The sequence below is a fragment of the Acinetobacter sp. IK40 genome, from assembly GCF_035615075.1.
In the GTDB taxonomy this organism is placed as follows: Bacteria; Pseudomonadota; Gammaproteobacteria; order Pseudomonadales; family Moraxellaceae; genus Acinetobacter; species Acinetobacter courvalinii.
Genome location: NZ_JANBOE010000003.1, coordinates 229,633 through 256,225 on the forward strand (window position 1 = coordinate 229,633; position 26,593 = coordinate 256,225).

At 43.6% G+C, this 26,593-nt stretch carries 24 protein-coding genes; 11 read left to right on the top strand and 13 right to left on the bottom strand.

Annotated elements, in window-relative coordinates; genetic code table 11:
* Positions 1 to 45: 45 nt before the first annotated feature.
* A complete protein-coding gene (locus tag MSG93_RS07430) occupies positions 46 to 1,767 on the bottom strand; it encodes a GGDEF domain-containing protein (RefSeq protein WP_324621213.1) in 1,722 nt (573 codons plus the stop codon).
* Between the two features lie 272 nt (positions 1,768 to 2,039).
* Complete coding sequence (gigD, locus tag MSG93_RS07435; RefSeq protein ID WP_032873854.1) at positions 2,040 to 2,492, bottom strand: Lrp/AsnC family transcriptional regulator GigD; 453 nt, start codon at positions 2,490 to 2,492, stop codon at positions 2,040 to 2,042.
* A gap of 145 nt (positions 2,493 to 2,637) precedes the next feature.
* On the opposite strand from gigD, the gene kynU reads away from it, so the two are divergent.
* Genes kynU through MSG93_RS07455 form a run of 4 tightly spaced genes read left to right on the top strand, consistent with a single transcriptional unit; the run spans position 2,638 to position 7,275 of the window.
* Positions 2,638 to 3,888 carry a kynureninase gene (kynU, locus tag MSG93_RS07440; protein WP_324621214.1) on the top strand — a complete coding sequence of 417 codons (1,251 nt, stop codon included), beginning with the start codon at positions 2,638 to 2,640 and terminating at the stop codon, positions 3,886 to 3,888.
* A gap of 40 nt (positions 3,889 to 3,928) precedes the next feature.
* On the top strand, positions 3,929 to 5,335 hold the full coding sequence (locus tag MSG93_RS07445) for an amino acid permease (RefSeq protein WP_324621215.1): 1,407 nt from the start codon (positions 3,929 to 3,931) through the stop codon (positions 5,333 to 5,335).
* Between the two features lie 6 nt (positions 5,336 to 5,341).
* On the top strand, positions 5,342 to 6,097 hold the full coding sequence (locus MSG93_RS07450; protein WP_324621216.1) for an alpha/beta hydrolase: 756 nt from the start codon (positions 5,342 to 5,344) through the stop codon (positions 6,095 to 6,097).
* 23 nt (positions 6,098 to 6,120) lie between these two features.
* Positions 6,121 to 7,275 carry a porin gene (locus tag MSG93_RS07455; RefSeq protein WP_005282464.1) on the top strand — a complete coding sequence of 385 codons (1,155 nt, stop codon included), beginning with the start codon at positions 6,121 to 6,123 and terminating at the stop codon, positions 7,273 to 7,275.
* Positions 7,276 to 7,616: 341 nt separating this feature from the next.
* On the opposite strand, the gene blaOXA is transcribed toward MSG93_RS07455, so the two are convergent.
* The gene (blaOXA, locus tag MSG93_RS07460) at positions 7,617 to 8,453 is read right to left on the bottom strand and encodes an OXA-294 family class D beta-lactamase (protein ID WP_324621217.1); all 837 of its coding nucleotides are present in this window, start codon (positions 8,451 to 8,453) and stop codon (positions 7,617 to 7,619) included.
* A gap of 735 nt (positions 8,454 to 9,188) precedes the next feature.
* Here blaOXA and omp33-36 point away from each other — a divergent pair.
* Positions 9,189 to 10,085, top strand: coding sequence for a porin Omp33-36 (gene omp33-36, locus MSG93_RS07465; protein ID WP_262765912.1), 897 nt, complete (start codon positions 9,189 to 9,191; stop codon positions 10,083 to 10,085).
* Between the two features lie 121 nt (positions 10,086 to 10,206).
* Here omp33-36 and MSG93_RS07470 read toward each other — a convergent pair whose 3' ends face one another.
* Entirely contained in the window at positions 10,207 to 10,857 is a 651-nt protein-coding gene (locus MSG93_RS07470) for a response regulator (protein ID WP_005227861.1), read from the bottom strand.
* Positions 10,858 to 11,208: 351 nt separating this feature from the next.
* Between MSG93_RS07470 and msuE the strand changes: the two genes are divergently transcribed.
* Positions 11,209 to 11,949: an FMN reductase gene (gene msuE, locus MSG93_RS07475; RefSeq protein ID WP_005282455.1), complete on the top strand. Its 741-nt coding sequence runs from the start codon at positions 11,209 to 11,211 to the stop codon at positions 11,947 to 11,949.
* A 25-nt stretch (positions 11,950 to 11,974) separates the two neighbouring features.
* Complete coding sequence (gene sfnG, locus MSG93_RS07480) at positions 11,975 to 13,081, top strand: dimethylsulfone monooxygenase SfnG (RefSeq protein WP_005227866.1); 1,107 nt, start codon at positions 11,975 to 11,977, stop codon at positions 13,079 to 13,081.
* A 78-nt stretch (positions 13,082 to 13,159) separates the two neighbouring features.
* Here sfnG and MSG93_RS07485 read toward each other — a convergent pair whose 3' ends face one another.
* Entirely contained in the window at positions 13,160 to 13,573 is a 414-nt protein-coding gene (locus MSG93_RS07485; RefSeq protein ID WP_032868735.1) for an Lrp/AsnC family transcriptional regulator, read from the bottom strand.
* A gap of 104 nt (positions 13,574 to 13,677) precedes the next feature.
* Here MSG93_RS07485 and MSG93_RS07490 point away from each other — a divergent pair, with 104 nt between their 5' ends.
* On the top strand, positions 13,678 to 14,220 hold the full coding sequence (locus MSG93_RS07490; RefSeq protein WP_324621219.1) for a cysteine hydrolase family protein: 543 nt from the start codon (positions 13,678 to 13,680) through the stop codon (positions 14,218 to 14,220).
* 55 nt (positions 14,221 to 14,275) lie between these two features.
* On the opposite strand, the gene acs is transcribed toward MSG93_RS07490, so the two are convergent.
* On the bottom strand, positions 14,276 to 16,219 hold the full coding sequence (gene acs / locus MSG93_RS07495) for an acetate--CoA ligase (RefSeq protein WP_324621220.1): 1,944 nt from the start codon (positions 16,217 to 16,219) through the stop codon (positions 14,276 to 14,278).
* Between the two features lie 352 nt (positions 16,220 to 16,571).
* Between acs and MSG93_RS07500 the strand changes: the two genes are divergently transcribed.
* Together MSG93_RS07500 and MSG93_RS07505 are read left to right on the top strand one after the other, a co-directional pair.
* Positions 16,572 to 17,141, top strand: coding sequence for a DUF805 domain-containing protein (locus MSG93_RS07500; RefSeq protein ID WP_005227871.1), 570 nt, complete (start codon positions 16,572 to 16,574; stop codon positions 17,139 to 17,141).
* A 126-nt stretch (positions 17,142 to 17,267) separates the two neighbouring features.
* Positions 17,268 to 18,248 carry a mechanosensitive ion channel family protein gene (locus tag MSG93_RS07505; RefSeq protein WP_032868458.1) on the top strand — a complete coding sequence of 327 codons (981 nt, stop codon included), beginning with the start codon at positions 17,268 to 17,270 and terminating at the stop codon, positions 18,246 to 18,248.
* Here the strand turns inward: MSG93_RS07505 and MSG93_RS07510 are convergent.
* The 5 genes from MSG93_RS07510 to prfB all read right to left on the bottom strand — a co-directional run bounded on the left by MSG93_RS07510 (position 18,228) and on the right by prfB (position 23,013).
* On the bottom strand, positions 18,228 to 18,938 hold the full coding sequence (locus MSG93_RS07510) for a 16S rRNA (uracil(1498)-N(3))-methyltransferase (RefSeq protein WP_324621221.1): 711 nt from the start codon (positions 18,936 to 18,938) through the stop codon (positions 18,228 to 18,230). The two genes, MSG93_RS07505 and MSG93_RS07510, sit on opposite strands and share 21 nt — an antisense overlap.
* A complete protein-coding gene (locus MSG93_RS07515; RefSeq protein ID WP_324621223.1) occupies positions 18,935 to 20,254 on the bottom strand; it encodes a 3-deoxy-D-manno-octulosonic acid transferase in 1,320 nt (439 codons plus the stop codon). The genes MSG93_RS07510 and MSG93_RS07515 overlap by 4 nt, the downstream gene beginning before the upstream one ends.
* Before the next feature lie 108 nt (positions 20,255 to 20,362).
* Positions 20,363 to 21,427 carry an alkene reductase gene (locus MSG93_RS07520; RefSeq protein ID WP_324621224.1) on the bottom strand — a complete coding sequence of 355 codons (1,065 nt, stop codon included), beginning with the start codon at positions 21,425 to 21,427 and terminating at the stop codon, positions 20,363 to 20,365.
* Between the two features lie 26 nt (positions 21,428 to 21,453).
* Positions 21,454 to 21,756, bottom strand: coding sequence for an ArsR/SmtB family transcription factor (locus tag MSG93_RS07525; protein ID WP_005403396.1), 303 nt, complete (start codon positions 21,754 to 21,756; stop codon positions 21,454 to 21,456).
* A 161-nt stretch (positions 21,757 to 21,917) separates the two neighbouring features.
* Positions 21,918 to 23,013 (bottom strand): peptide chain release factor 2 gene (gene prfB, locus MSG93_RS07530; protein WP_126687562.1). Its coding sequence is split into 2 segments (ribosomal slippage): positions 21,918 to 22,940 and positions 22,942 to 23,013, totalling 1,095 coding nucleotides; the frame shifts between segments, so codons are not numbered across the junction.
* A gap of 419 nt (positions 23,014 to 23,432) precedes the next feature.
* On the opposite strand from prfB, the gene MSG93_RS07535 reads away from it, so the two are divergent.
* Positions 23,433 to 24,200 carry a putative porin gene (locus MSG93_RS07535; RefSeq protein ID WP_005227880.1) on the top strand — a complete coding sequence of 256 codons (768 nt, stop codon included), beginning with the start codon at positions 23,433 to 23,435 and terminating at the stop codon, positions 24,198 to 24,200.
* A gap of 41 nt (positions 24,201 to 24,241) precedes the next feature.
* Here MSG93_RS07535 and recJ read toward each other — a convergent pair whose 3' ends face one another.
* Both recJ and pdxH read right to left on the bottom strand, forming a co-directional pair.
* A complete protein-coding gene (gene recJ, locus MSG93_RS07540; protein WP_324621227.1) occupies positions 24,242 to 25,942 on the bottom strand; it encodes a single-stranded-DNA-specific exonuclease RecJ in 1,701 nt (566 codons plus the stop codon).
* On the bottom strand, positions 25,943 to 26,593 hold the full coding sequence (gene pdxH, locus MSG93_RS07545) for a pyridoxamine 5'-phosphate oxidase (protein WP_324621228.1): 651 nt from the start codon (positions 26,591 to 26,593) through the stop codon (positions 25,943 to 25,945).

Consider the following 26,593-nt stretch of genomic DNA (forward strand, 5'->3'; position numbering starts at 1 on the left):
AGATATAATGACTAAAAAATTACTATTGAAATCAATACTAAATAATCACCCCTCCACTACATTCTTGCCTTTTGCCTTGGCTTTTAACAGCGACTGATCTGCTTTTTCTAACAGGGCTAACCAGCTATTTGCCCCAATCGCAACACCAATACTCACCGAAACCCGAATCTCGTCGGCCATACCCGAAAGTAGAATACCTTGCCCTGCAACCCCTTCACGGATATTTTCCGCAATCGCTTTAGCAGCATCCATCTGAATATTTTCCAGCACAATAAGAAACTCATCACCGCCATAACGCACGATTAGGTCAGAGGTCCGGACATGACGCTTAAGCTGGTCCGCAATCATGCTGATTACCTGATCACCGACAATATGCCCGTACTGATCATTTACAAACTTAAAGTTATCAATATCAATGGCGATCACACAAGTTTGAGACAAACCCTCAGCTTTTGCCTCGAGTGCAGCGATATACTCCTCTAAGGCCAAACGGTTCGCCACACCTGTCAGTACATCAGAGTTCGCAATCTGCTTGAGTTGCAACTCCATGCTGTCGCGCTGTTTCAACATCCCTCTGAGTTTATCAATGGCTTCAAATAATGAAAAAAACTCTTCCTTGTTTTTGCGCATTTGAGTCAGTTCATCCGAGCTACCGGAAAGACGCAGAATCATATTGCGTGCATTGATCAACGGACCAAACACCCTGCGCTTGGCATAAATCATGGTAAAGATGGCAATCAGTAAGGATAAACTGGAAATACACAGGGTAAAGATAAATTGCAGTTTTGCACGCCGGTTTTGTTCGTCTGCAACCGCAATACTGTCGTCCAGAATATAGTTTTGCAAATCCATGACCGTGGTAAATTTACCGACCATCTGATCAGTCAATTCGTTCGCGGTAATAAAGTAGGCCTGATGATTTTTACTTTCATCCAGTAACTGCGAAATAATAGGCAGGCCTTTATCCAGAAACTCTGTTTTTACCCGTAAATACAAACGGACATATTCAGTTGATTTGGACTGTTCAGGCTGAATGGTATCCACCAGCCCCCATAGATAAATGGCTTGATGCTGGGTCTGTAAGGAGCGCGCCCGATTCTCATCGGAAATTTTCTCGTCAAAGGTCACAGGCGCCATAATATTGGAAGCGACTCGCCCGGCCTGATCCCGCATATCTGTTAAAATCAGGATTGAAGTAAAGTAGTTCGACATTTTACTGTTTTTACTTTCAGACAAGACCATTAACCATTTGAGCAACTCTCGGCTTTCATCCCAGACATCAAACATAGACAGGATGGCGCGATCAAACTGGATCGAGGTGCGCTGAGGCGTTGGAGTATTTGCATAAGCATCGACCGTGCTACGCGCCTGCGCCAGTTTGGTCTTGAGGTCGGTATCCAAATCTTCGGCAATCATGCCAAAACCATTTCGTTTTAAAGTCTCAATGGTTTGTTCTATCTGCAGGTCGACGACCTTACGGTATTGTTGTAAGTCCTGACGGTTTTTGGCCAGATCCTGTGGCTGACTCGACATGACTTTATTGGATGGAGCACGTTCCCGTGAAATTTTATTGGCAGTTTTCACCAGGCTACGCAGGCTAATGATCTCGATTAAGGTTTTATTTGTTCTTATATATTCTTGATAACTATTAATAATAAGCGGAATAGACAAATAAGAGATAGAAAAAATAATAACAAGCATGCAGAGAAACAGGCGCCGACTAATTTGCTCAGAACGTAATTTCGAGCTTTTCAAGTGTTGCCCCATTAACACACCTTACACTTTTTCAAAAAATGATCTCGATTGCATTTTCAACAGTGCATAATTTTACCTGAATTTGAAAACCCAGAACCATGATTAAATAAGCTTTTTAGTTAAAAGAACCAAGGTGTGATGAATCTTTGAATATCAATTCTCTGATTTAATCAGCTTATCGAGAATAATTTTTATTTAATCATGTGCTATATAATTTCACTATATTTATAAATCATCTAAATATGCTGCTCCTTTATATTTATATTGCATAAGACCAATCATATTTACAGTAAACTTTTCTGAATGACCTTATCCAGAATAATTTTGGAATTAATACTCATTATCCCTTTAATTTTATTCAGTTTATTTATTATAAACTGTGAAAATTCATTTAAGTCTCTGGCTGCAACATGTAATACATAATTCGAATCCCCCGTAATCACATAGGCATTAATCACTTCTTCACATTGATCAATCTGCTCAAGAAAAAATTTATGATCTGTTTCAGTGAGCTGCACAAGTTTTATTTCAACAATGGCCTCAATTTTAATCCCCAATTTCTCGTAATTAATTTTCGCCTGATATTTTTCAATAATGCCATGGCTTTCCATAATCTTGACCCGACGGTGACAGGCCGAGGGAGAGAGATTGACCAAGTCTGCTAATTCCTGATTGCTGAGGCGCGCATCTCTTTGCAAAAAGTTAATAATTTTGAGGTCAATTGCATCAATATTCATCTTCGTCAATTCTTCTAATAATTTAGCCATATTTGAAATCATATCCGAAAAACTGAATTTTTTTGCTGTTTTTATCGAATAAATCATAAAAAAACAACTGATAAAATCTAAAGATAAAATTTCAAAAATCAGGGATAGAAGCATCATGATTAGCTATCAACAATGTCTGGACTGGGATCAGCAAGATCAACTCAAAGTCTTTAAGGACGAATTCGCCTTACCTGAGAACGTCATTTATCTGGATGGGAATTCATTAGGGGCAAGGCCCAAAAAATCGTTGAACTATGCACAACATATTATTCAGCAACAGTGGGGAGAAGACCTGATCAATAGCTGGAATAAGGCAGACTGGTGGGGACTTCCGACCCGTTTAGGTGATAAGGTCGGTCAACTTATTGGCGCAAAGACCGGTGAAACCGTTATTTCGGACTCGACCACTTTAAATTTGTTTAAAGTCCTTTCTGCCGCAGTCAAGATTCAGGCCGCACAATTCCCACAACGCAAAATTATTGTGGCGGAAAAAGATGCCTTTCCAACCGATATTTATATTATTGAAGGTTTTATTGACCTGATCAATCAAGGCTATCAGGTTGAATTGATTGAAGGTGCCAAGGAGTTAGAACAGGTTCTGGAGAAAGATGTTGCCGTTGTGGTGTTATCACATGTCAATTATCGCACCGGCTACTTCTATGACATGTCCACCATCAACCAGCGCATCCATGCAAAAAAGGCCTTAATCATCTGGGATTTATGTCACTCTGTCGGTGCCGTGCCGATGGATCTCAATCAAACCAGCACTGACTTTGCCATCGGTTGTACCTATAAATATCTGAATGGTGGTCCGGGTTCGCCGGCATTGCTGTGGGTGAATCCCAAACATCGCGATCAATTCTGGCAACCTCTTTCCGGCTGGTGGGGGCATAAAAAACCCTTTGATATGGCTCAACATTATGAACCAGCCAACAATATCCGTCGCTATCTATGTGGTACCCAGCCAATTATCTCGATGAGTCTGATTGAATGTGGGGTGGATATTTTCCTGAAAACCGATATGCAAAAAATTCGTGAAAAATCCCTTCAGTTAACCGATTTGTTGATGGCATTGATCGAACAGGAGTGCTCAGAATTTGGTTTTGAGCTGATCACACCACAAGATCATCAATACCGTGGCAGTCATGTCAGCTACCAGCATCCCCATGGTTATGAAATTATTCAGGCACTGATCGCCCGTGGCGTGATCGGAGACTACCGTGAGCCTGAAGTTCTGCGCTTTGGCATTACCCCGCTTTATCTGGGCTTTGAAGATATCTGGCATGCCGTGCAACATCTCAAGGCAATTATGCAGCAACAAGAATGGAAGAATGAACGCTACTTGGTAAGAAGTGAAGTGACCTGATCTGACACTTTCAGATTGAAGTTCTGGCAAGGAGACGCCAATGGATAATTTTAACAAGATTCAAGCACGTGAAGCAGGTTTACATAAGAAACTCTCCGCCAACCAAATGGCCATGATTGCCATTGGCGGAGCAATTGGTACCGGGCTATTTATGGGCAGTAAATTTGCAATTAGTTTTGCAGGCCCAGCCGTAATTCTCAGTTATGCGATTGGCGGCCTGATTGCCTTTGCACTGATGGCCTGTTTAGCGGAAATGACCGTGCAACATCCGACTTCCGGATCATTTGGTGCCTATGCCGAGCACTATCTCAATCCCATGGCTGGCTTTCTGGTTCGCTATAGTTATTGGGCCTGTATTGTGCTCGCAGTCGGCACAGAAATCACGGCTGTTGCCGACTATATGAAAATGTGGTTTCCACAACTACCCGCCTGGATCTGGATCGTCTTCTTTTCTGGCACCTTGCTCGCAGTCAATGCCTATAGTGTCAAGGCATTTGGACTGGTGGAATACTGGTTTTCTACCATCAAGGTCTTTGCCATTATTGTCTTCATTCTGCTAGCGATCGGTATTCTTACCCAAAATACCCAACAAAGTAGCCATGTGATGGGGAATCTGACCGGTCACGGCGGTTTTTTTCCAAACGGGTTTAGCGGAGTCTGGATGGGTGTGATTATTTCTATTTTCAGCTATCTGAGTATTGAAATGATCGCTGTTGCAGCAGGCGAAGCGGCAAATCCTGAACAAGCAGTCAAGTATGCATTTAAGAGTACTGCCCTGCGCCTAATTCTATTCTATCTGCTGTCATTGTCTTTGATTGTTGCCTTGGTGCCATGGACTGAACTGATCGGACAGAATGCAACCAGTCCTTTCGTCACTGTCATGCGCATTGTCGGTATCCCTTATGCAGATAGTATTCTGAATTTTATCGTTATTGTGGCGGCACTCTCGGCCATGAATAGTATGCTGTATATTTCAACCCGCATGCTATTTAGCCTTTCGCGGGCAGGCGATGCCCCGCAATTGTTTGGTAAAATCCGTCCCAATGGCGTACCGATCAATGCCCTGTTTCTCTCTGCAATGGGGATTGCCGTCGCCAGTGTAGTTTATACCCTTGATCCCGCCTCAGCCTTTCCAATCATGATTGCGCTCTCCATGTTTGGCGCTTTATTTACCTGGGGCAGTATTTTCGTCACGCATATCTTTTTTAGAAGAAACATGGCCAAGAATGGCAGAACATTAAAATTTAAGATCCCGGCCAGTCAACTGATTTCATGGCTCGGTTTATTCAGTATTCTGAGCATTACCCTCACCACCTGGTTTACACAGGAATTTAAATCCACCCTGCAGTTTGGTCTCCCGTTTATTGTGGTGCTCCTGTTTTTTTATACACTGAAACATAGGGCAAAAAAACGCGATCTCGCCTTAAAACCTGAAGTGTCCGAGTAGAAAATCATGCAGCTTTATGACAATTCTCGCACAGTAGCTAATGAGGCAGAGATTTTGGCTGCCTTCCAGCAGCGCAGTAGACTGGCCTATCAACATTTTCCTTGCCTTCAGGAAATCCGATATGCCCAAGCTCCACGATCAACCCTCGATGTCTTCCCCTTGGCGCAGGCGACAACAACGCTGGTCTTTATTCATGGCGGCTATTGGCAATGGTGTGATAAGTCAGATTTTGCCTTTATCGCCACAGATGTACTGGCCAAAGGCATGCAGTGTGTATTGGTCGAATATGAGCTTGCGCCACAAAGCACGATGGCCGAAATCGTCGCACAGGTTAAGCAGGCACTCGACTTTATCCAGCAGCAGCCCTGGATTACGCAGCACGTGCTACTTGTCGGTCATTCCGCAGGTGCGCATTTGGCAGCGCTCTGGATGCAGCATGAGATAGTGACTGAAGCCGTCCTGCTCAGTGGTATTTATGATTTGAGACCGATCCAGCAAACACATCTGAATACGGCATTGAATTTAACAGAACAGGACATTCTTCAATATAGTCCGCTATTACGACAGCATGCTATTTCAAAGCCTTACAGTATTTACTGTGGCGAGCAGGAGCTGGACGAATTAATTTTACAAAGCCAAAATTATTTTCAGCACAGGTCTGGATTAGATCAAGCACAGGTCAGCTTTAAATTACTCGACAAGACCAATCACTACACGATTCTGGATGAATATTTTCAGCACTTATTAAAACCAAAAACTTAAATTGATACATGGATGTTATAACAATGGTTAAGTTTAAACTTCAGTACCAGTGGCTTTTTATTGCTTTAAATTTATTAATTTCACCGCTTAGCCAAGCTGAAATCGAGCTGCTCAAACAAGAGCATATCTTGTCCGATCATGATCAGTTGAGATTGACCAGTAAAGGTAGCATGCGACTACAGGCACTTAATTTTGATCACTACGATGCATCGAATACAGGGCAGAAATATCGCAGAAATGGCTATAGTTCGACGAGCCGTATCTACGTCAATGCGGATTATAAAATCAATGATCAGTTCAACCTGATTGCAGGTTATCAAAACTTTATTAATCCTGCCAAAATTCTGGATTGGCAAGGACATTATCAGAAAAATGACCAGAGCCTAAGCACAGAGCAAGCCTACTTGGGAATCACAAATCCACATTATGGCACTTTAAAATATGGAAAGATTTATAGTGTTTATTACGATGTGGTCGGCAGCAAAACCGACCTTTGGGACTATAGCACCCTGGCCCAGCCTCAAACCTGGAGTCCTTTTGCATATCATGATGGTACTCAGGCAGCGGCGAAAACTTTAAGATATGAGAACAAAATCAACAACATTGATGTATATGCGTCTTATTTATTTAAAGACCATACGACGCTCGGGCCGGTCCGTTATCAACGGCAATCCGGACAGGAAATTGCTGTAGATATTCATTTAAATAAAAACCTAAGCTGGGCCATCTCGGGAAAATATAATCAGGCCCAGCTTCAGTCTGATCTTGAAACAGATCGCTTTTCCCAAACTTTACTTGCTTCTGCCCTGTTTTATTTTGACGGAACCTGGATGCTCTCCGCTGGAGGAGGCTGGTATAAAAACCTTCTTCCTAATTTTGAATTTTCAGCCCATTCCGATTCACTAGAAAAATTTTTAAATACGGAAGCTTATGGACTTGAATACTATGCAGGACATAATTTCGATATTGGCCATGATGGAATCAAATACATTCAGCCTTATGTCATGGGTAATTATTTGAAATATAGCAGTGGCTATAATTTCTCACGTCAGGATCATGGTGTTGGTGTGGCATTGCGCTTTAGCCATGGACTGGGTTTGGATTATGAACGTCTTTTTACCCGAGATACTAGTCATACACCGGATATGCATTTATTTAGATTGCGCTATGAATGGTAATCTCATTCAAAATCGGAGCATAAAAAAATATCGCTTTATAGACTCAATGAGACATATGCCTTTCATTACTTAATCTCCATCTTGCTTTGAACGTCTACACCTAACTTAGTTTCCCCTAGCCTTTGCAATGACAAAGGCTTTGTGATTCTCAATCGAAAAACCCTATCTTAAAAATAAAAATTATCAATTTCACAAATTACTTTCTAAAGAACATAATTTAATCAAGCAGAGAAATTCTTTTATTAGCCAGAAACCCTCAAGGATGTTTTTCTCCCCAATGTAAAACATCCTTTTTCGAACCCAGCTTGATCTTAAAAGCTGGGTCTTTTTTTAATAAAATTTTATTGCCTAATTAAACCGAGCTGTTGCAGGGCCTGATAAACAATGGCTTTACGTGCTTCTGCATGTGCTGCCTTTTTCATTTCCATATTCAGTGAAAATGCAGTGACCTGACCATTGGGTTGTTCTACCCAACCTGTCCACCATCCCACCTGAGGGTTTACATCCATGCCCCATCCACTTTTGGCATAGATTTTGGTGCCCTGAATATCTTCAATCAGCAACATATCTTTAACTTGTTGCTGGGTTGATGAGTCAAATGCAAGTTGTTTTTTCGCCAAGGCATAGGCAAATTTTACTTCCTCCACAGGGGTAATTTCTAAAGGTCCCACTAACCAGAAATTATCCACTTGCGTTCCAATCGACTGATTGCCATACCCGACCCGTTTTACTTCACTAGCCATTAATTCCAGACCGATACGGCGCGCCAGTTCCTGATACACAGGTACAGCCGAAGCCTGCATGGCTTCTGCCAGGGTCAAGTCTTTTTCCCAGCTGGTAAATGCCCGCTTTTGTCCATTCCATTTAAATACTTCATTCGGTGAAGTCTTATGATGCTGGATACCAATCAAGGCATTCAACATTTTAAAGGTGGAAGCCGGAATATAGCGCTGATTGGCCCGGTTAAGCGCATTGCCATATTTTTGAATAGCTTTGCCATCATAGGTGACCAGTACACCGGAGGTCTGGATATTTTCAAATGCACTTGCAATCTGATCTTCAGTCTGTTTCTGCGCGACTAAAGTTTGAACGTGTGGCTGAATATTTTGGCAGCCCAACAGTGTTATTGAGGGCATCACAACTACAGATAGAAAGAGTAATTTTAATTTTTTCGGCATGACTATAAAATTGAACAACACAGAAAGAACCTATGACTATAAGCTTTTTCATTTATCTATACTGTAGCGTTATTTACTAGACAAAATGGGCCATTGCAGACAAAAAAAAGCTCAGCCTTGGGGAAAGCCGAGCTAGTAAAACATTGATGTTTAGAACATCAGAATACTCAAGAAAATGTTATGAGATATTAAAATGCAAATTAGATACCTCTTGTTAATTATTATGTGAATTGCTTCTCGAAAAGTAAAGTTGATTAAATAGATCGGAATTAAATTTCCAATCGTTTTTGCTAATTGGTTATTAAAAATCAGATTTATGAGCTATTTTCGGTTATATTAACCCACCTTGAAAAAACGCAATTTTTTGCCTACCGTTTCGCATAATATCGAAATAAGGTTATTTCAGCTCACGCTTTTAATTACCTTTTTATGACAAAATAAAGCCTTAACTTAACGAAAAAAACGATTATAATAATCGAACAAACCAATCAAACTATTTATTTACGACATACCTATTACATTCTATAAAAACTCAAAATATAAGCTTATCTCCTTGTTAGTTATATACTTTATAAATGGTTGACAACAATTCAATTAAATGTTCACTTTTTAATCGACAACCAGTCACATTTTGAACGTTTATCGGAAGGACGAATTTATTACATTGACTTCATAAATTGTTACAATACAATGGCTGCAAATTTACTCTTTCTTGTTTTAAAGCTGGAAATCATTATGAAAAAACTCGGTTTAGCCACTGCTCTAGTTTTAGCCATGACCGGCGCTCATGCATACCAATTCGAAGTTCAGGGTCAATCTGAATTCATCGAAGCTAAAGACTTAAATGACAAAGACTTTACTGGTGCTGCTAAAGGTACTTACTACTTCAAAAATGTAGATGCATCTAAAGGTCCTTTAGCTGAAGCGGCTTTCTTAAACCAAGCTTCTAATGTTTCTGCTGCATACAACTATGCAAAATTAAGCGGTGATGAGTCAGTAACTGTTAAGAACAACTCTTTCGGTGCGAAAGGTGAAGTTTATCTTCCTACTCCTTATGTACCTGCTTACGCAAGTGCTGCATATAGCCACTCTCAAACTAAGTTTGAAGACGAAAAAGACAATGGCGACCGCTACTCTGTAGAACTTGGTGCTATGGTTTTACCTAACTTCTTGGTTGCTGTAGGTTATACTCGCGTTGCTGACCAAATCGCTTTAGATGCAAACAAAGCTGTTGAAAATGGCGTATTCAGTGCTGTTGCTGATGCAGCAACAATTGGTGATAAACAAGACGTTGTAACTGCACGTACGAAATACGTTGGTAACATCGACGGTACAAACATGGCTATTGGTTTTGAAACTGGCCTTGCATACGGCGAAAACCAAGCTTACGGTTTAAAAACTGATCTTTATGTAACACCACAGTTAAGCGTTGGCGCTTCTTATGCTGAAGCAAACTTTAGCAAAAACCCTGCTAACGATAACTTCTCTCCAATCAAATCTGCTTGGGGCGCGAACGTAAACTACTTCATCACTCCAGCAATTGCTGTTGGTGCTAGCTATGTAAATGCAAATGCATTACATGCAAATGTAGATACGCAAACTGTTGGCGTAAATGCGAAGTTCCGTTTCTAATATTGGATTGTGGTTCTAGCGATAGAACAATAAATTCATAATAAAAAACCAGTTCGAAAGAACTGGTTTTTTATTTTCTGATCTTCAATAAAATTAAAAATCGAATTTGTCATTCAATCTCTTACATCTTCTTGTCTTCAATATTTAAAGCACTGATTGCCAAGACAGCCTGAGTACGGTTCTGTACACCCAATTTACGGAAGATGGCCGTGACATGTGCTTTAATCGTTGCTTCAGAGACTTCCAGTTCATAAGCAATCTGCTTATTCAATAAACCTTCTGCCACCATCATCAACACACGGAACTGCTGTGGTGTCAGTGATTGCAGGCGTTCTGCCAAAGCGGTTTCATCCGCGGCTCTTGGGTCAAAACCGGCATGCGTCGGTAAATTCGGCGGTAACCAGATTTCACCTTCCAGAACATGTTTAATTGCTTCACCAATATGGCTTGGATGTGAAGATTTCGGAATATAGCCCATAGCGCCATGTGCAATGGCACGCTGGATGATTGACACTTCTTCATGGGCTGAAACGATGATAATCGGAATGGCAGGGTATTGTGCACGCACATATACCAAAGCAGAGAAACCGGAAGCACCCGGTAGATTTAAATCCAGTAACACCAGATCAGGTTCCGCACCATGTTCTAAGCGTGCATAGAATTCATCAACATCAGCCGTCTCCTGAATCTGTGCCTGAGGCAAACTATAACGAACCGCTTGAATCAAGGCATGTCTAAAGAGAGGATGGTCGTCTACAATTAAAATATTCATAAGCGCTTAAGCTGTCTGCAAGTACGTCACTGTACGATGTTTATTTAAATTCAATCCGTCTAAGCCTATTTTCAATTAGCGCTGAGGTCAAGCACAAGCATTGATTTATTTCTTTTTCCCGCAAAATAAATCAAATATTGATATAACCCGTTTAAATCCTAGGCAACTCAAAAAATAGTTTAAAAATTCTGAATAGAAACAGCTGATTAAATCCGGAACATTTTAAATGAAGGCGATTACATCGATATATCTATAAAAAAGATAAGCTTGCAGCATTTCCTTATTTTACAGCCCCTATGCCGATATAGATAAATAAATAGCAATTCGAAATGATCTTTTTAGGCAGTTATTATGTCCAATCGCAATACCGTATCGACTCCCCTGAATATTGTTGCTGTTTCTGGTGGTTTAAATAGTCCATCAAAAACTGAAAGTCTGGTTCAGGCCATTTTAGATGAGCTTTCAGAAGCCATTGATATCAAGGTGCATTTTGTCAAACTCAGTGAAATCGGACCATTATTGGGCGGCGCCATTTACCGTAATCAATTGCCGCAACGGGTTCAGGATGATCTGGCAGCTGTCGAAGCAGCAGATGCCCTGATTGTTGGTACACCTGTTTATCGTGCCTCATTTACCGGCCTGTTCAAGCACTTCTTTGACTTTGTCGAACAGACTGCACTGGTGGATGTCCCTGTCCTATTGGCTGCATCAGGAGGCAGTGACCGTCATGCGTTGGTGCTCGAACATCAATTACGCCCCCTCTTTAGCTTCTTTCAGGCACAGACTTTACCAATTGGCGTCTACGCGACAGATCGGGACTTTACCCCTGAATATACGGTCAAAAGTGAGCAACTGGCGGATCGCGTTACTCTGGCTGTTGCCCGTGCTTTACCGATTTTGGAATGGGCACCCGCCAAAGGCCAGCGTGCCGCAGCCATAAAAACCAAAACCGAGCAGGCCAATCAAAACCTGGGCATTAATAAACAGATTGAACAGGCAGAGGTCTTGCCTTCCGCTGCTGTACCGAATCTGGATGTGGCTGAATCACGCCTGCATCCCAAGTCTGCAAAGAATTTAACGCACGTCGCATAAGCCATAGTTTATGGAGGGTACAACGATGACAATAACAACATCTGCAATCAAATTTGCCTATTGGGTTCCCAATGTAAGTGGTGGTCTGGTTGTAAGTAATATCGAGCAACGTACCGACTGGAGTTATGATTATAATGTGCGTCTGGCACAGGCTGCAGAACGAAACGGTTTTGAATATGCGCTGACCCAGATCCGTTTTACCGCGGGATACGGCGCTGAATATCAACATGAATCGGTCAGTTTTAGTCATGCCTTGTTGGCAAAAACTGAAAAGCTCAAAGTCATCGCAGCCATCCTGCCTGGCCCCTGGAAACCCGTACTTGCAGCTAAACAGCTGGCCACCATTGACTATCTGACCCAAGGGCGGATTGCCATTAATGTGGTCAGCGGCTGGTTCCGTGGTGAGTTCGATGCCATTGGCGAACCGTGGCCTGAACATGATCAACGCTATGTACGCTCGGAAGAGTTTATCCGTACCCTCAAAGGTATCTGGACCACAGACAACTATAGTTTTGACGGCAAATATTACCAGTTCCAGAATTACACCCTCAAACCAAAACCACTGCAACAACCCCATATCGAAGTATTTCAAGGCGGTAGCTCGCGTGCTGCGCGTGATATGGCAGCGCGTGTGTCCGACTGGTACTTTACCAATGGCAACAGCGTTGCAGAAATCAAAAAACAGATTGAGGATGTCCGGACAAAAGCCAAACTGGAAAATCGTCAGGTCAAAATTGGCGTCAATGCATTTATTATCGCCCGTGATACTGAAGCAGAAGCCAAAGCAGTGCTGAATGAAATTATTGCTCAGGCCAATGTTGAAGCCGTCAATGCTTTTGGAGACGCCACACGTGAAGCGGGCGCAGCTGCGCCTGAACGTGAAGGCAATTGGGCCAAATCGACCTTTGATGATCTGGTGCAATATAACGATGGCTTTAAAACCAACCTGATTGGCACACCGCAACAGATTGCAGAACGGATTGTGGCCTTAAAACAGGTGGGCGTTGATCTGGTTCTTTCTGGCTTTCTGCATTTTATTGAGGAAGTCGAATATTTCGGCGAGAAAGTCTTACCGCTGGTTCGTCAACTGGAGCAACAACAGGAGACGTTATTGATCGAAAAATCAGCTTAATCTTAAGTAGGAAACAAGAAGAAAAAGAAAAGATAGGGCAAATTCTCTCCCCCAAGACTCGGCTTGGGGTCTTTTATTTTAAGTGGTTGCAATTTCCCGCATCACCGTTTCAACCGAATAACGGCACCATTTGGACAACTGCTCAATGAAATCATTCAACTGCGCAGGATTAAAGTGACTGACAATCATGTAACAGGCATTACCAAGAATCTTGAAGCATTCATCGACCTGATCATATTGTTTGACCAAGTGCTCAACCTCAATAAAGGCCTGCTGATCATTCATAAACAGTTGAATAAACTGCTTGTGTTCATATTGAAGGGCAATGGTGTAATTTTTAATGATGCCAGCATCCATCAATTGGGCAATACGTGCCCCCACAGCTTGCCCTGTACGATGCACCCGCTGGCCAATTTGTTTATGGCTTAACCGTGAATCCTGTTTCAGCAATTCAATAATTTTTAAGTCGATGGGATCAAGTTCAATATTCATTTTTTCATGACGAAAGAAAACCGGCAACAATGCTTTCACCTGAATATAGCCGATTTTTCACGCTTGCCCTACTCTTGTTTTAACTTAACACTGGAAGTAAAACCATGAAACAAGCCCTGCTGATTATCGATGTGCAAAATGATTATTTTAAACATGGCAAAATGGAACTGGTCAATCCAGATCTAGCACTGGCACAAACCAACAAGCTGGAAGATTATTTTATCCAGCACAATTTACCCATTATTTATATCCAACATATTAGCCCGGCCACTGCCAGCTTTTTTCAGGAAAATACTGTCGGTGCTGAACTACATCCACAGTTAAAAGTAAACAATCACTCGATTATCGTGGAAAAGCATGTTCCAAATAGCTTTGTAGAAACCGATCTACAAGCCATTCTTGAACAGCATCAGGTTGAGCAACTGGTGATTACGGGCATGATGACCCATGTATGTATTGATTCGGGCACACGTGCTGCCAAAGAGCTGGGCTATCAACCGATTGTGATTGCAGATGCCACTGCAACCCGTGATCTCGAATATGACGGTAAAACAGTAAAAGCAGCAGATGTCCAAACTGCATTTTTATCGGCACTGAGTTTCTTTGCTACGGTACAAAATACGGCTGATTTTTTAGCACAGCATTAAATAAGATATATAAAAAAAGAGCGTTCGATAACGCTCTTCTTCAATTCAAACATGGTTATCGGTTCGGGTACACCGTTGCAATCAAATGATCCACCACCGCAGGCTCTGCCAGTGTTGAGGTATCACCAAGTGTATCCAGTTCATTGGCAGCAATCTTTCTCAAGATACGGCGCATAATTTTACCTGAACGTGTTTTTGGCAAGGCTGGTGCCCAATGTAAGGCATCAGGAGTGGCAACCGGCCCAAGCACTTTACGCACCCAGTTCACCAACTCCTTACGCAGTTCTTCCGATTCTTCAACATCGGCCTGCAAGGTGACGAAGGTACATATGCCCTGTCCCTTGATCTCATGCGGCATGCCGACCACAGCCGCCTCAGCAACTGCTTCATGGGCAACCAACGCACTCTCGATTTCAGCCGTACCGAGGCGGTGCCCAGAGACGTTAAGCACGTCATCAACACGTCCGGTAATCCAGTAATAGCCATCTTCATCCCGACGCGCGCCATCACCGGTGAAATAATTGCCTTTAAAGGTCGAGAAATAGGCCTCAATAAAGCGTTCAGGGTCGCCCCAAATGGTACGCATCTGGCCCGGCCAAGAATCTTTAATCACCAGATTCCCTTCAGTCGCACCCTCAAGTTCATTGCCTTCACCATCCACCAAGGCAGGTTGCACCCCAAAGAATGGACGTGTCGCTGAACCCGGTTTAAGTGCAGTTGCTCCAGGTAATGGCGAAATCAGGATGCCACCTGTTTCAGTTTGCCACCAGGTATCGACAATTGGACAACGTCCCTCACCGACGACTTCATGGTACCAGTTCCATGCCTCAGGGTTGATCGGCTCCCCGACAGAACCGAGTAAGCGCAAGCTACTGCGATCACTTTCACGCACATAGGCATCACCTTCGCGCATCATGGCACGAATTGCAGTGGGTGCAGTATACAGAATAGTGATGTTGTGCTTATCAATCACATGCCCGATACGCGCCCAGGTCGGATATTGCGGAATGCCTTCAAACATCACGGTTGTGGTGGCATTACTGAGTGGACCATAAAGCAGGTAACTGTGTCCGGTGATCCAGCCCACATCTGCGGTACACCAGTACACATCATCTTCTTTTAAATCAAAGATTTCTCTAAAGGTACTGTTGACATAAACCAGATAACCGCCGGTGGTATGCAACACACCTTTAGGTTTACCGGTCGAACCCGAGGTATACAGAATAAATAATGGATCTTCCGCTTTCATGGGCTCAGGTGGACAATGCTCATCCACTTCCATAATGGCAAGGTGATACCAGATATCACGTGCTGCATTAAACTGAATCGGATTACCGGTACGATGCACCACAATCACATTCTGCACGCTTTCAGTTCCTGCAATCTCTAATGCGGCATCAACATTTTCTTTCAATGGCAGCAACTTGCCCCCACGCATGCCGGCATCGGCAGTAATCACCAGTTTGGCCTGACTGTCTTCAATCCGGCTGGCCAGTGAATCTGGCGAGAAGCCACCGAATACCACACAATGCACTGCACCAATCCGTGCACAGGCCAACATCGCAATTGCGGCTTCTGGCACCATCGGCATATACAGCACCACACGATCGCCTTTGCTGATCCCGTGTTTTTTCAAGACATTGGCAAAGCGGCACACTTCATCATGCAGTTCTACAAAAGAAATGATCTTGTGACGTGATGGGTGATCACCTTCCCAGATAATCGCTGGCTTTAATGGATTATCCTTAAGATGGCGGTCCAAACAGTTTGCAGAGACATTCAGTTCACCATCTGCAAACCATTCGATTTTAAAATTATCTTGCTGAAAACTGGTATTTTTTACCTGAGTAAACGGTTTGATCCAGTCAATATTTTTTGCTTCTTCTGCCCAAAATGCTTCGGGCTGCTCAATCGATTCCTGATAATGTTTGAAATAGTCTGCTTCCGAGATTCTTGCCGTTTCTTTGAATTTATCAGGCACTGGGTAGATTTCTTTCATAGCTTACTTCCTTGGTCTTTTATTTCATATCCTAGATGCTCTCATCTATTCTTCTGGATATGTTTTGTTCTCTTTAGCAGTATGTGCATCATTTACAAGTGCAAACAATGCGGCTTTGGTCGTAGGAATGTTATTCTGTTACGACTAGGGGCTGTTAACATTTCACCTTGCAAGCTAAAGCTCTCAATGCATGGCTGAAGTGTCAACAGTCCCTCATTTATTTTCAAAAATTTACTCAAAATAATTTAAATCTGAACTGCTTGTCTATGCTTTTTCTTTTTAAAATAAGTGATTATTTTGATCATTGCAGCAAGCTTAAAAGATTTAATAAACAAAAAAACAGGATCCACCTATGTTCAACCCCGATACCCCGACCTCATCCCCACCACTAAACGACCATCCGCTGTCGCCAAACGGCCGTTTTAATCGCCTGAGCTATATTGGCTGGTACGGATTACTCAGTCTGCTGTGCATGGCTGCTTTTCTTGGCCTGTTTGCATTTACCGGGCTTTTTAGCATGAATCAGGTCAATATTGATGCTGCGATAATGTCGGCCTTTTCAGGCTTTTCGGTCTTTGCCCTGATCGCATTGTGGTTGGTGGCAATGTATTTCCAAATTGTGTTCTTGATCCGTCGTTTACATGACCTAAATAAAACAGGCTGGCTCAGCCTGCTGATGCTAGTACCTCTGCTGCAGTTCTTTTTTACCTTATATGTGTTACTGGCACCGGGCACGCCACATCGCAATGACTATGGTGAGGTACGTCCATCACGTGGCTGGGAAAAACTGCTGGCCTGGCTCATGATTCTGGTCACAGTATTGATGATGTTTGGCCTGTTTACTTTTGCTTATTATTTTGCCAGTCCAGACCTGTGGGAAGCCCCAACACAAATGATTCAAAATACAACCGATTATTTCTAGAACATAACAAAAGGTAGCGGATAATTAGAGGGATCAGGTCTATGAATTATGCATGCGTATTCGCAAGAAATTCATTATGATTGCTTCCCTCACTGACTCCATCCTTTGCGAAATAGAGATTTTCCTGTGGCAAATGAACAAACAACATTGACTGAAGTGGCAAGAGATACGGGTGAGCTGATTCATCAGGCAGGCACCAAAACCACCCAGACCGTACTCGCTCATACTGAAAAATATCACGATGCCTATACCACGATTGATAAAATCATGGATAGCTTTTGGGAGCGTTTGCCTTATATCGGGATCGCGATTACGGTTTTCGTCATTTTCTGGCTTCTGACCAAATTATTTAAACTGTTTATTCGCAAGACTTTAGAAAATCGCAGCTATACCCGTCAGAATCTGGTGCTGGTCCTGAATCGCGTCGGCAGCACCTTTATTATCTTTTTCGGCTTCCTGATTGCACTGGTCATCGCCATTCCTGGCTTCACCCCCAGCCAGCTGATTGGTGCCTTGGGGATTGGTTCGGTTGCGATTGGTTTTGCCTTTAAGGATATTTTCCAGAACTTGCTGTCAGGTATCCTGATTCTGATCAGTGAACCATTCCGTATTGGCGATGATATTGTGGTCAATGGTCTGGAAGGTAATGTCGAAGATATCCAGATTCGCGCGACTTTTTTACGTTCGCCTGATGGCCGCCGTATCGTGATTCCGAATGCAACCGTCTATACCAGCGCGGTCACAGTCAATAATGCCTACCAGCGCCGTCGTTGCGAATTTGTGGTCGGCATTGGCTATGAAGACGATATGCAAAAGGCCAAGCAGATCATTCTGGATATTCTGGATCGCAACCTGAATGTACTCAGCCAGCCCGGTTTCTCTGTTAATGTCACGGCGCTTGCAGATTTTTCGATTAACCTGACCGTACGCTGGTGGGTCAATACCACCGAAACCTCGACCTCCACCTCAATCAGTGAAATTCAGGAACAGGTGGTTACTGCATTTGACGAGAAAGGTATCTCTATTCCCTACCCGGTACAGGAAGTCAAAGTCTATCGTGGCGATCAATCTGAACAGGCCGATTCCTCAGACAAACAATCGACCTAAAATATTCGATACGGCTGTTTCAGTCCGCAAAATCCGGTTGCCGATGCTCATTGCCTGGCAGCCGTTTTTTTTGAGTAGATCAACCTCATAGGGAATAAATCCACCCTCTGGCCCCACGATCAGGCTACAGCCCTGCTGAATCGCATAAGGCATGTGATGTTCTGCATAGGGATGCGCCACATAAGCAGGTCGCTCGGCATTGATCCAGGTCGGCAAGACATCTTCAACAAAGGGCTTAAAACGTTTATATAATTGGATCTCAGGTGCAATGGTATCGCCTGCCTGCTCCAGACCCAGAGTTACATAATCATCCAGCTGTTGTAAGAATGGTGTTTGCCAGTAACTTTTATCCACCCGATAACTATGAATCAGGCTAATCCGTTCAACACCGATCGTCACGGCATCCATAATGATACGACGCAGGACTTTGGGGCGAGGCAAGGCAAGAATCAAATGCACAGGCAACTTTTCCGGAACGGTTTCTAGCCGAACAGGTTTCACCAGAATGCACTGCTCTGAAATCTCCAACACTTCGCTAAGATAACGCGGTCCTTGGCGGATGCCCACTTTCAAGGTATCGCCAATTTTTAAATCAAGATGCTGCCGTAAATGCTGTAATTGACGGGGGGACTCAATTTTCCATGCATCACTACCAGCAATCTGCTCGGGGTCAAGTAAAACGATATTCATGGCAAAGCGGCTTGTGCTAAATAATGATCAAGTAACTGAATATGTTTTTGTAAGGAACCCTGATTGCGTTGCAACACCTGTTGTGCACGTTCAACTCGTTGCGAGACGTGTACAGAATTCTCCAGACAACTCAATAACTGCTGTACCACCTGCGCTGCATCCTCACCGATCAGGATCGCTTGTTCAGCCACGAACTCATCCACAATCGTTTGAAAATTAAAGTATCGTGGTCCAATCACGGTCGGCACATCCAGCACCATTGGCTCTAAGATATTATGTCCGCCACCTGGCTCATTCAGTGAACCACCAACAAAACAGGCTTGACTCAAGCCATACCACAGCCACATTTCGCCCATGCTGTCAGCAAGAAAGACTTGGGTATCCGCCTGAACCGGCTGTTGTAAACTACGGCGTTGCGTTTTCAAATTTAGACGCTGGCAAACTTGAAACACCTCATCAAAGCGTTCCGGGTGTCGTGGCACCACGATACAGAGTAAATCCGGATTTGAATTTAAATGCGGTTGCAACTGTTGCAACAGGCTTTGTTCTTCAGGCGCATGAGTACTGGCCAGCGTGATGATCTGACGTCCCGACAATGGCCAATCCTGTTTGAGTTGCCGTGCTTGCGCGACAAAATGTTCTGGCGCGGTAATGTCAAATTTAATATTGCCGACCACCTGACTGTTAGCCTGATCAAATCCCAAGCTAACATAACGTTGTTGCGTAGCTTCATCTTGAGCCAGCATCCAGGTCAACTGTTGCAACATGGGCCGGGTTAAACGACGAACTTTAGCGTAACCTTGAGCCGATTTTTCAGAAAGGCGGGCATTTAATAGAATACAAGGAATCTGCTGTTGTTTGGCTTCGGCAATCAGGTTCGGCCAGATTTCGGTTTCAACCAAAGCCAGTATTTTCGGTTGATAACGCTGAAAAAACTGTTTGAGTAAGGGCTTCTGATCCACAGGCAGATACACTGCCTGAAATAAATCCAAATAGGATGCTTTTTGAAACAGTGATTTTGCCCGTGCCTGCCCGGTCTTGGTGGTATTGGTGACCAAAACGGGGTGGCCTAATTTTAAATAATGCTCAATTAAAGGCTGGGCGGCATTGGTTTCCCCCACTGAAACAACATGAAACCAGATTGCACCCGTATTTTTGACGGGCTGGAATGGACCAAAACGCTCAAGACATTCCTGCTGAAACAGTGCATCACTTTCCGCCCGCTGTTTGATTTTCCAACGATATAACGGTTTGAGACACGTCAGTAGAAAGTTATACCAGAACGGGGTTTGCTGTACTGCGTTTTGCTGCGCCATCCGAGACCATAATTGACAATTTGATTCCCGCTCATTATGCGGAATTTAAATAAAAAACTCATGCAATTTTGGTAAATTACATGAGTCATTTGTAGCATTTAATACGGCTTAAGCTTCTAACTTTTCAAATACCGGATAATCGGTATAGCCTTCCGCACCGGCACCATACAGGGTTTGGGGCTGAAGTGGATTTAAAGGCAAATCATGTTGCAAACGATCCAGCAAATCCGGATTGGCAATATACTGTTTACCGAATGAAACCGCATCCGCCTGACCGGTTGCCAGAATACGTTTCGCAGATTCAGCAGTTAGGCCTTCATTGGCAATCCATACGCCTTTAAATTTAGGACGTAATTTTGGCATTAAGCTATCTTCTGCTTCATATTCACGCGTGAAAATAAATCCAATGTTACGCTGATCCAGTTGCTCCACCACATAACCAAAGGTTGCCAACGGATTTTCATCACCCATGTCATGCGAATCACCACGTGGTGCCAAATGGACACCAACACCACCAGCGCCCCATACCTCAATAAAGGCATCGACCACTTGCAATAATAAACGTGCACGATTTTCAATTGGACCGCCGTATTCATCATCACGTTGGTTGGTCGTGCTTTGCAGAAATTGATCGATCAGATAACCATTAGCGGCATGCAATTCAACCCCATCAAAACCAGCAGCTTTTGCCAGTTCAGCCGCATGTTTATATTGCGCGACAATTTCCTGAATTTCTTCATGCGATAAAGCACGTGGGGTTACAAAAGGACGTTTTGGTCGAAGCAGGCTCACTTCACCTGCGGGCTGAATCGCGCTTGGTGCAACAGGCGTATCGCCATCCAGTAAGTCCGGATGTGAAATACGTCCAACATGCCAGAGCTGAACCACAATTTTTGAACCCTGTGCATGCACAGCATCAACAATCTTATGCCATGCCTGAGCCTGTTCTTGCGACCACAGGCCAGGGGTATTGGCATAACCCGCTGCTTTCGGACTGATGACGGTCGCTTCAGTAAGAATTAGGCCCGCATTGGCACGTTGTTGATAATATTCCACCATTAAATCATTCGGAATACGGTGTTCACCACTCCGTGCTCTGGTCAGAGGTGCTAAAACCAGACGGTTTTTAATGGTAAAATCACCTACTTGTAACGCAGAATTTAGTTCAGCCATGATCGCCTCAACTTACACTTGTTGATCTAAAGTGTTTGTTTTAAATGTTCGATATATTGCTGAATCAAAGCTTCATTACGGGTGAAATATGACCATTGCCCATATTTTTCGACCTTAATCAGACCTGCCTGTTGCAATACAGACAAATGATTCGACATGGTCGACTGTGCAACTTTTCCTAAACGTTCGATGTGCCCTGCACATACGCCCCGTTCGAAACTGCCACCACATTCCTGTACCGGTAAAAATTGCTCAGGCTCTTTCAACCATTGCAAAATCTGTCGACGTAATGGATTGGCTAAGGCCTTGCTTATTACATCAATATCCATAGACTCACCACGCTTCTCAACAGGCAAAGCTTTGTTCAGCATCTAAATCCAGTATATCGAAATTTTCAAATATTAATATCCATTTTTTCCGATATTAATATCATGTTTTTTCGATTAACCAGCCTATGCTGAACGAGATTGCCGTTTTAATTGATAAAAACTTATAGACCTTGCTTCAAACTTGCTTCGATAAATTTATCCAGGTCACCATCTAAAACTGCTTTGGTATTAGATGTTTCCACACTGGTACGCAAGTCTTTAATACGTGAATCATCCAGGACATAAGAACGAATCTGGCTGCCCCAGCCAATATCAGATTTCGAATCTTCCAGTGCCTGCGCCGCTTCATTACGTTTGCTCATCTCTAATTCATAGAGTTTGGCACGTAACTGTTTCCAGGCATGGTCACGGTTGGCGTGTTGTGAACGCTGGTTCTGACATGCCACCACAATACCCGTTGGTGCGTGAGTTAAACGAACCGCAGAGTCAGTTTTGTTAATGTGCTGACCACCTGCACCCGATGCACGGTAAGTATCGGTACGGACATCAGAAGGATTAATATCGATTTCGATATTGTCATCAATCTCAGGTGAAATGAACACCGCCGAGAATGACGTATGACGGTTATTGTTACTATCAAATGGTGATTTACGTACTAAACGGTGAACACCACTTTCAGTTCGTAACCAGCCGTAAGCGAACTCGCCATCGACACGAATGGTCGCAGATTTAATCCCTGCCACATCGCCATCCGACACTTCCATCAATTCCGCTTTAAAACCGTGGCGCTCGATCCAGCGCAAGTACATACGCAATAACATCGATGCCCAGTCTTGCGCCTCTGTACCGCCAGAACCTGACTGGATTTCAAGGAAGCAAGGATTTGGATCCATCGGATTGCTAAACATACGGCGGAATTCAAGATTGCCTAAAGCCTGTTCAGCACTGTCTAATTCAGTCTGTACATCGACCAGCAGGCTTTCATCATCTGCTTCAACAGCAAGATCAAGCATCGCTTTGGCATCATCGAGCTGTTCTGCAAGACGATCAAATACACCAATGGTATTTTCTAGGCTGCCCTTTTCTTTCGCGATCGCCTGAGCACGACTTTGGTCATTCCAGATCGCAGGGTCTTCTAATTCTCTTAAAACTTCTTCTAAACGCTCAACCTTTAGATCGTAGTCAAAGATACCCCCGTAGTGTTTGGCTACGATCAGATAAATCTTTCAATTGGACTAAATACGGATTAATTTCCACGCGTGTTTTCTCACAATTTTTTCACTTAATCCGCTATTTTAACATAACTGTTTTGGTCGACACAGCACCCTTATTCTGGCTCAATCTGTTTAAAAAAATAATCTCTAAAGTAAGTTGGGCTGCCGAATCAACGGTATTTTTAGGCCTTAATTTTGATTAAAATTTCTTAACAATTCACTTAAATTAGTCTTTAAAATAGCCAAAAACACAATCTCTACTAAGTTTTAATAATTCAAAACAATTGAAATTTATATTTAAATATCAAAACTTTGCCCTGTCAATTTTACAAGTCCATTACATTTGTACACTCTGCTTACGTTCCTGCGATTGACGCTCCTGTTATTTCAATTAGACTGGTAGTTGTAACAAAACATGTAATTAACATTCATCTGGTTCATTATCTCAAAAGGGGCATAACCATGAAAAAATTAGCAATTGCATCAGCACTATTATCTGCTTTGGCAGTAACAGGCACTGCTCATGCTTATCAAGCTGAAGTTGGTGGTTCTTATAATTATCTTGATCCGGATCACGGCAACAGCGTAAGTAAATTTGGTGTCGATGGAACTTATTATTTCAATCCAGTTCAGACCCGTAATGCACCGCTTGCAGAAGCAGCTTTCTTAAATCGTGCCAGTAATGTTGACGCCCATGTGAATTATGGCGATAACAGTGGGACTAAAGATACACAATATGGTGTAGGTATTGAATACTACGTTCCAAACTCTGATTTCTACCTCAGTGGTGATGTAGGAAGACAGGAACGTGAAATTGACAAAATCAATTACGACCAAAAATTAACGACCTATGCTGCTGAAGTAGGTTATTTACCAGCGCCTGGTTTATTACTTGCTTTAGGTGTGAAAGGTTACGATGAGAAGAATGGTAAAGATGGCGCAGATCCTACCGTTCGTGCGAAATACGTAACACAGGTCGGCGGCAACGATATCAACCTTGAAGCTTATGGCGCTTTTGGTGATCTTGACGAATACCGCGTTAAAGGCGACTACTACCTTGATAAAACTTTAAGCGTAGGTGCTGATTACTACAACAATGATCTAACTGATAAGGATGAATGGGGTATTAATGCCAAGAAATTCTTAAATCAGCAAGTGAGTGTTGAAGGCCGTATTGGTTTCGGCGATAACGATAAAAACTACGGTGTTCGTGCCGCTTATCGTTTCTAATCTCCGCAGGAACAAAGAATCCGCTCAAATGAGCGGATTTTTTATTGTTTTAAATAGGCAATTTGCAGCTGCAGACTGGTATTGCCATTAAAGACATTACGTTCCAGTGTATAGACCAGATCGACATGGCCCAGCATAGGATCAAATTCAAAACGATCTTTGGCATTAAAAGCAATGGCATCGACCGAATGTGGCCCGACCGCCAGTTTCAATTTCAGATGCTGTTCTTTCAACCAGCGATAATCAATGACTTTGAAGCGTCCCTCGAATTGAGGTAATGGAAATTTTTGTCCCCACGGGCCCAGTTGTTCGATCCAGTCCAGTGTTCCCAAATGCAGATCAGCATCGGACAATTCACCATCCGTCCACAAAGTTGCTTGAAATAGATCATCATCCATCTCAGCAATCGACTGGGTAAACACGCTTTTAAACGCCTCAAAATGTTCTTTTTTCAGGGTTAAGCCGGCTGCCGCAGCATGACCACCAAAATGGCTGACCAGATGCGGATACTGCTCAGCCACCTGTTCAATGGTATCGCGAATATGAATACCTTCAATCGAACGTGCTGAACCCTTGATATGCACACCATCTTCATCAGGGGCAAATACCAGACTCGGGCGATGGAACTGTTCCTTTAAGCGCCCTGCCACAATGCCAATCACCCCTTGATGCCATTGTTCATCAAACATCACCAGTGCAGCCGGTAGATGGGTCGTTTCCAGTTGAATATATTGCAGCGCTTGCATTGCCTGCTGCTTCATTTCATTTTCCACCTGACGGCGTTCGATATTCAATTGGTTCAACTGTTGCGCCAGCGGATAAGCTGTTGCCATATCGGCGGCCAGCAGGCATTCAATGCCGATCCGCATGCTTTCCATCCGTCCCGCTGCGTTAATGCGGGGACCAACAACAAAACCTAAATCTTGTGCGCGCAAGCTGGCAGGATCACGCCCGGCAATATCCAGTAAGGCCAAAATGCCAGCACGACACTGCTGTTGCTGAATCCGCTTTAATCCCGCATCAATCAGGATCCGGTTGTTATAATCCAGTGTCGCCACATCGGCATAGGTGCCCAAAGCCACCAGATCCAGATATTGCGTCACTTTAGCGCTACTTTTCCCTTGCTGAGTGCGTGAACTTGCCAATCTTGCCAGCACATAGAAAGCAACCCCGACACCAGCCAGAGCCTTACTGGGAAAGTCACAGCCCAGCTGGTTCGGATTGACCACCGCTTCGGCAACTGGAGTCGGTTTAGTGGTGAGGTGGTGGTCGGTGATGATCACCTGCATGCCTAAGGCTTGAGCGGTTTCCACCCCTGCATGACTGGAAATACCATTATCCACGGTAATCAGAAGCTCAGGCTGATAACTGTGCTGGGCCAACTCGGCAATTGCCGGGGTCAGACCGTAGCCGTACTTAAACCGGTCAGGCACCAGATACTCGACCTTGGCACCCATTTCTTGCAAGACCAGCACCATCAAGGCAGTGCTGGTTGCACCATCCGCATCATAATCCCCAACAATCACGATCTGTCGCTGTTGATCAATGGCTTGATCCATCAACTCAACTGCCGTCTCCAGGCCTTTTAACGCTGGAGGCAATAAATGTTTCAGTTTCAGTTCAAGCTCTTGTTCTGACTGCACGCCCCGTCTGGCCAGAATTTCAGCAATAAAAGCAGGCACGCCCTGAAACTGTTCAGGGCGTGTAATTAAAGGTCTTTTTTGAATTTGCATCTGCGTCATTTATGGCATCAAACGTTGTAGGGCCCAGCGGTCGTCTTGTTTTTCATAACTTAAACGATCATGTAAGCGATTTGGTCGCCCCTGCCAGAACTCATAATAATCCGCCTCTAAGCGGTAACCGCCCCAGAACTCAGGTTTATCCAGCTCAGCCTGGGCTTGACTCTGTAATGCTTGAAAGCGTTGTTGCAGCACTTCACGACTCTCAATCACGCCACTTTGTGGTGTACTGATATGCGCTGCAATCTGACTATCACGTGGACGTTTATGGTAATAGTCGGTCGATTCCTGTTCAGAAATCTTGGCCACCTTGCCACCAATACGGACTTGACGCTCCAGACTCGGCCAATAGAATAACAATTCAGCATAAGGGTTTTCCGCAAGGTCCAATCCTTTCTGACTGTCATAATTGGTATAGAAGTCATAACCCGCTTCTGTGGCACCACGTAACAAAACCGTACGTACATGTGGACGGCCTTGTGCATTTGCGGTGGCTAAAGACATGGCATAAGGTTCGTGCAAATTCGCGGCAAGGGCATGATTAAACCAGTTTAAAAACTGCAAGTGAGGCTGATCGCTCACTTGGGTTTCATGTAATTCACCTTGTTCATAGCTTAAACGCAATTCACTCAGGTCTTTAATCACATCATTCAT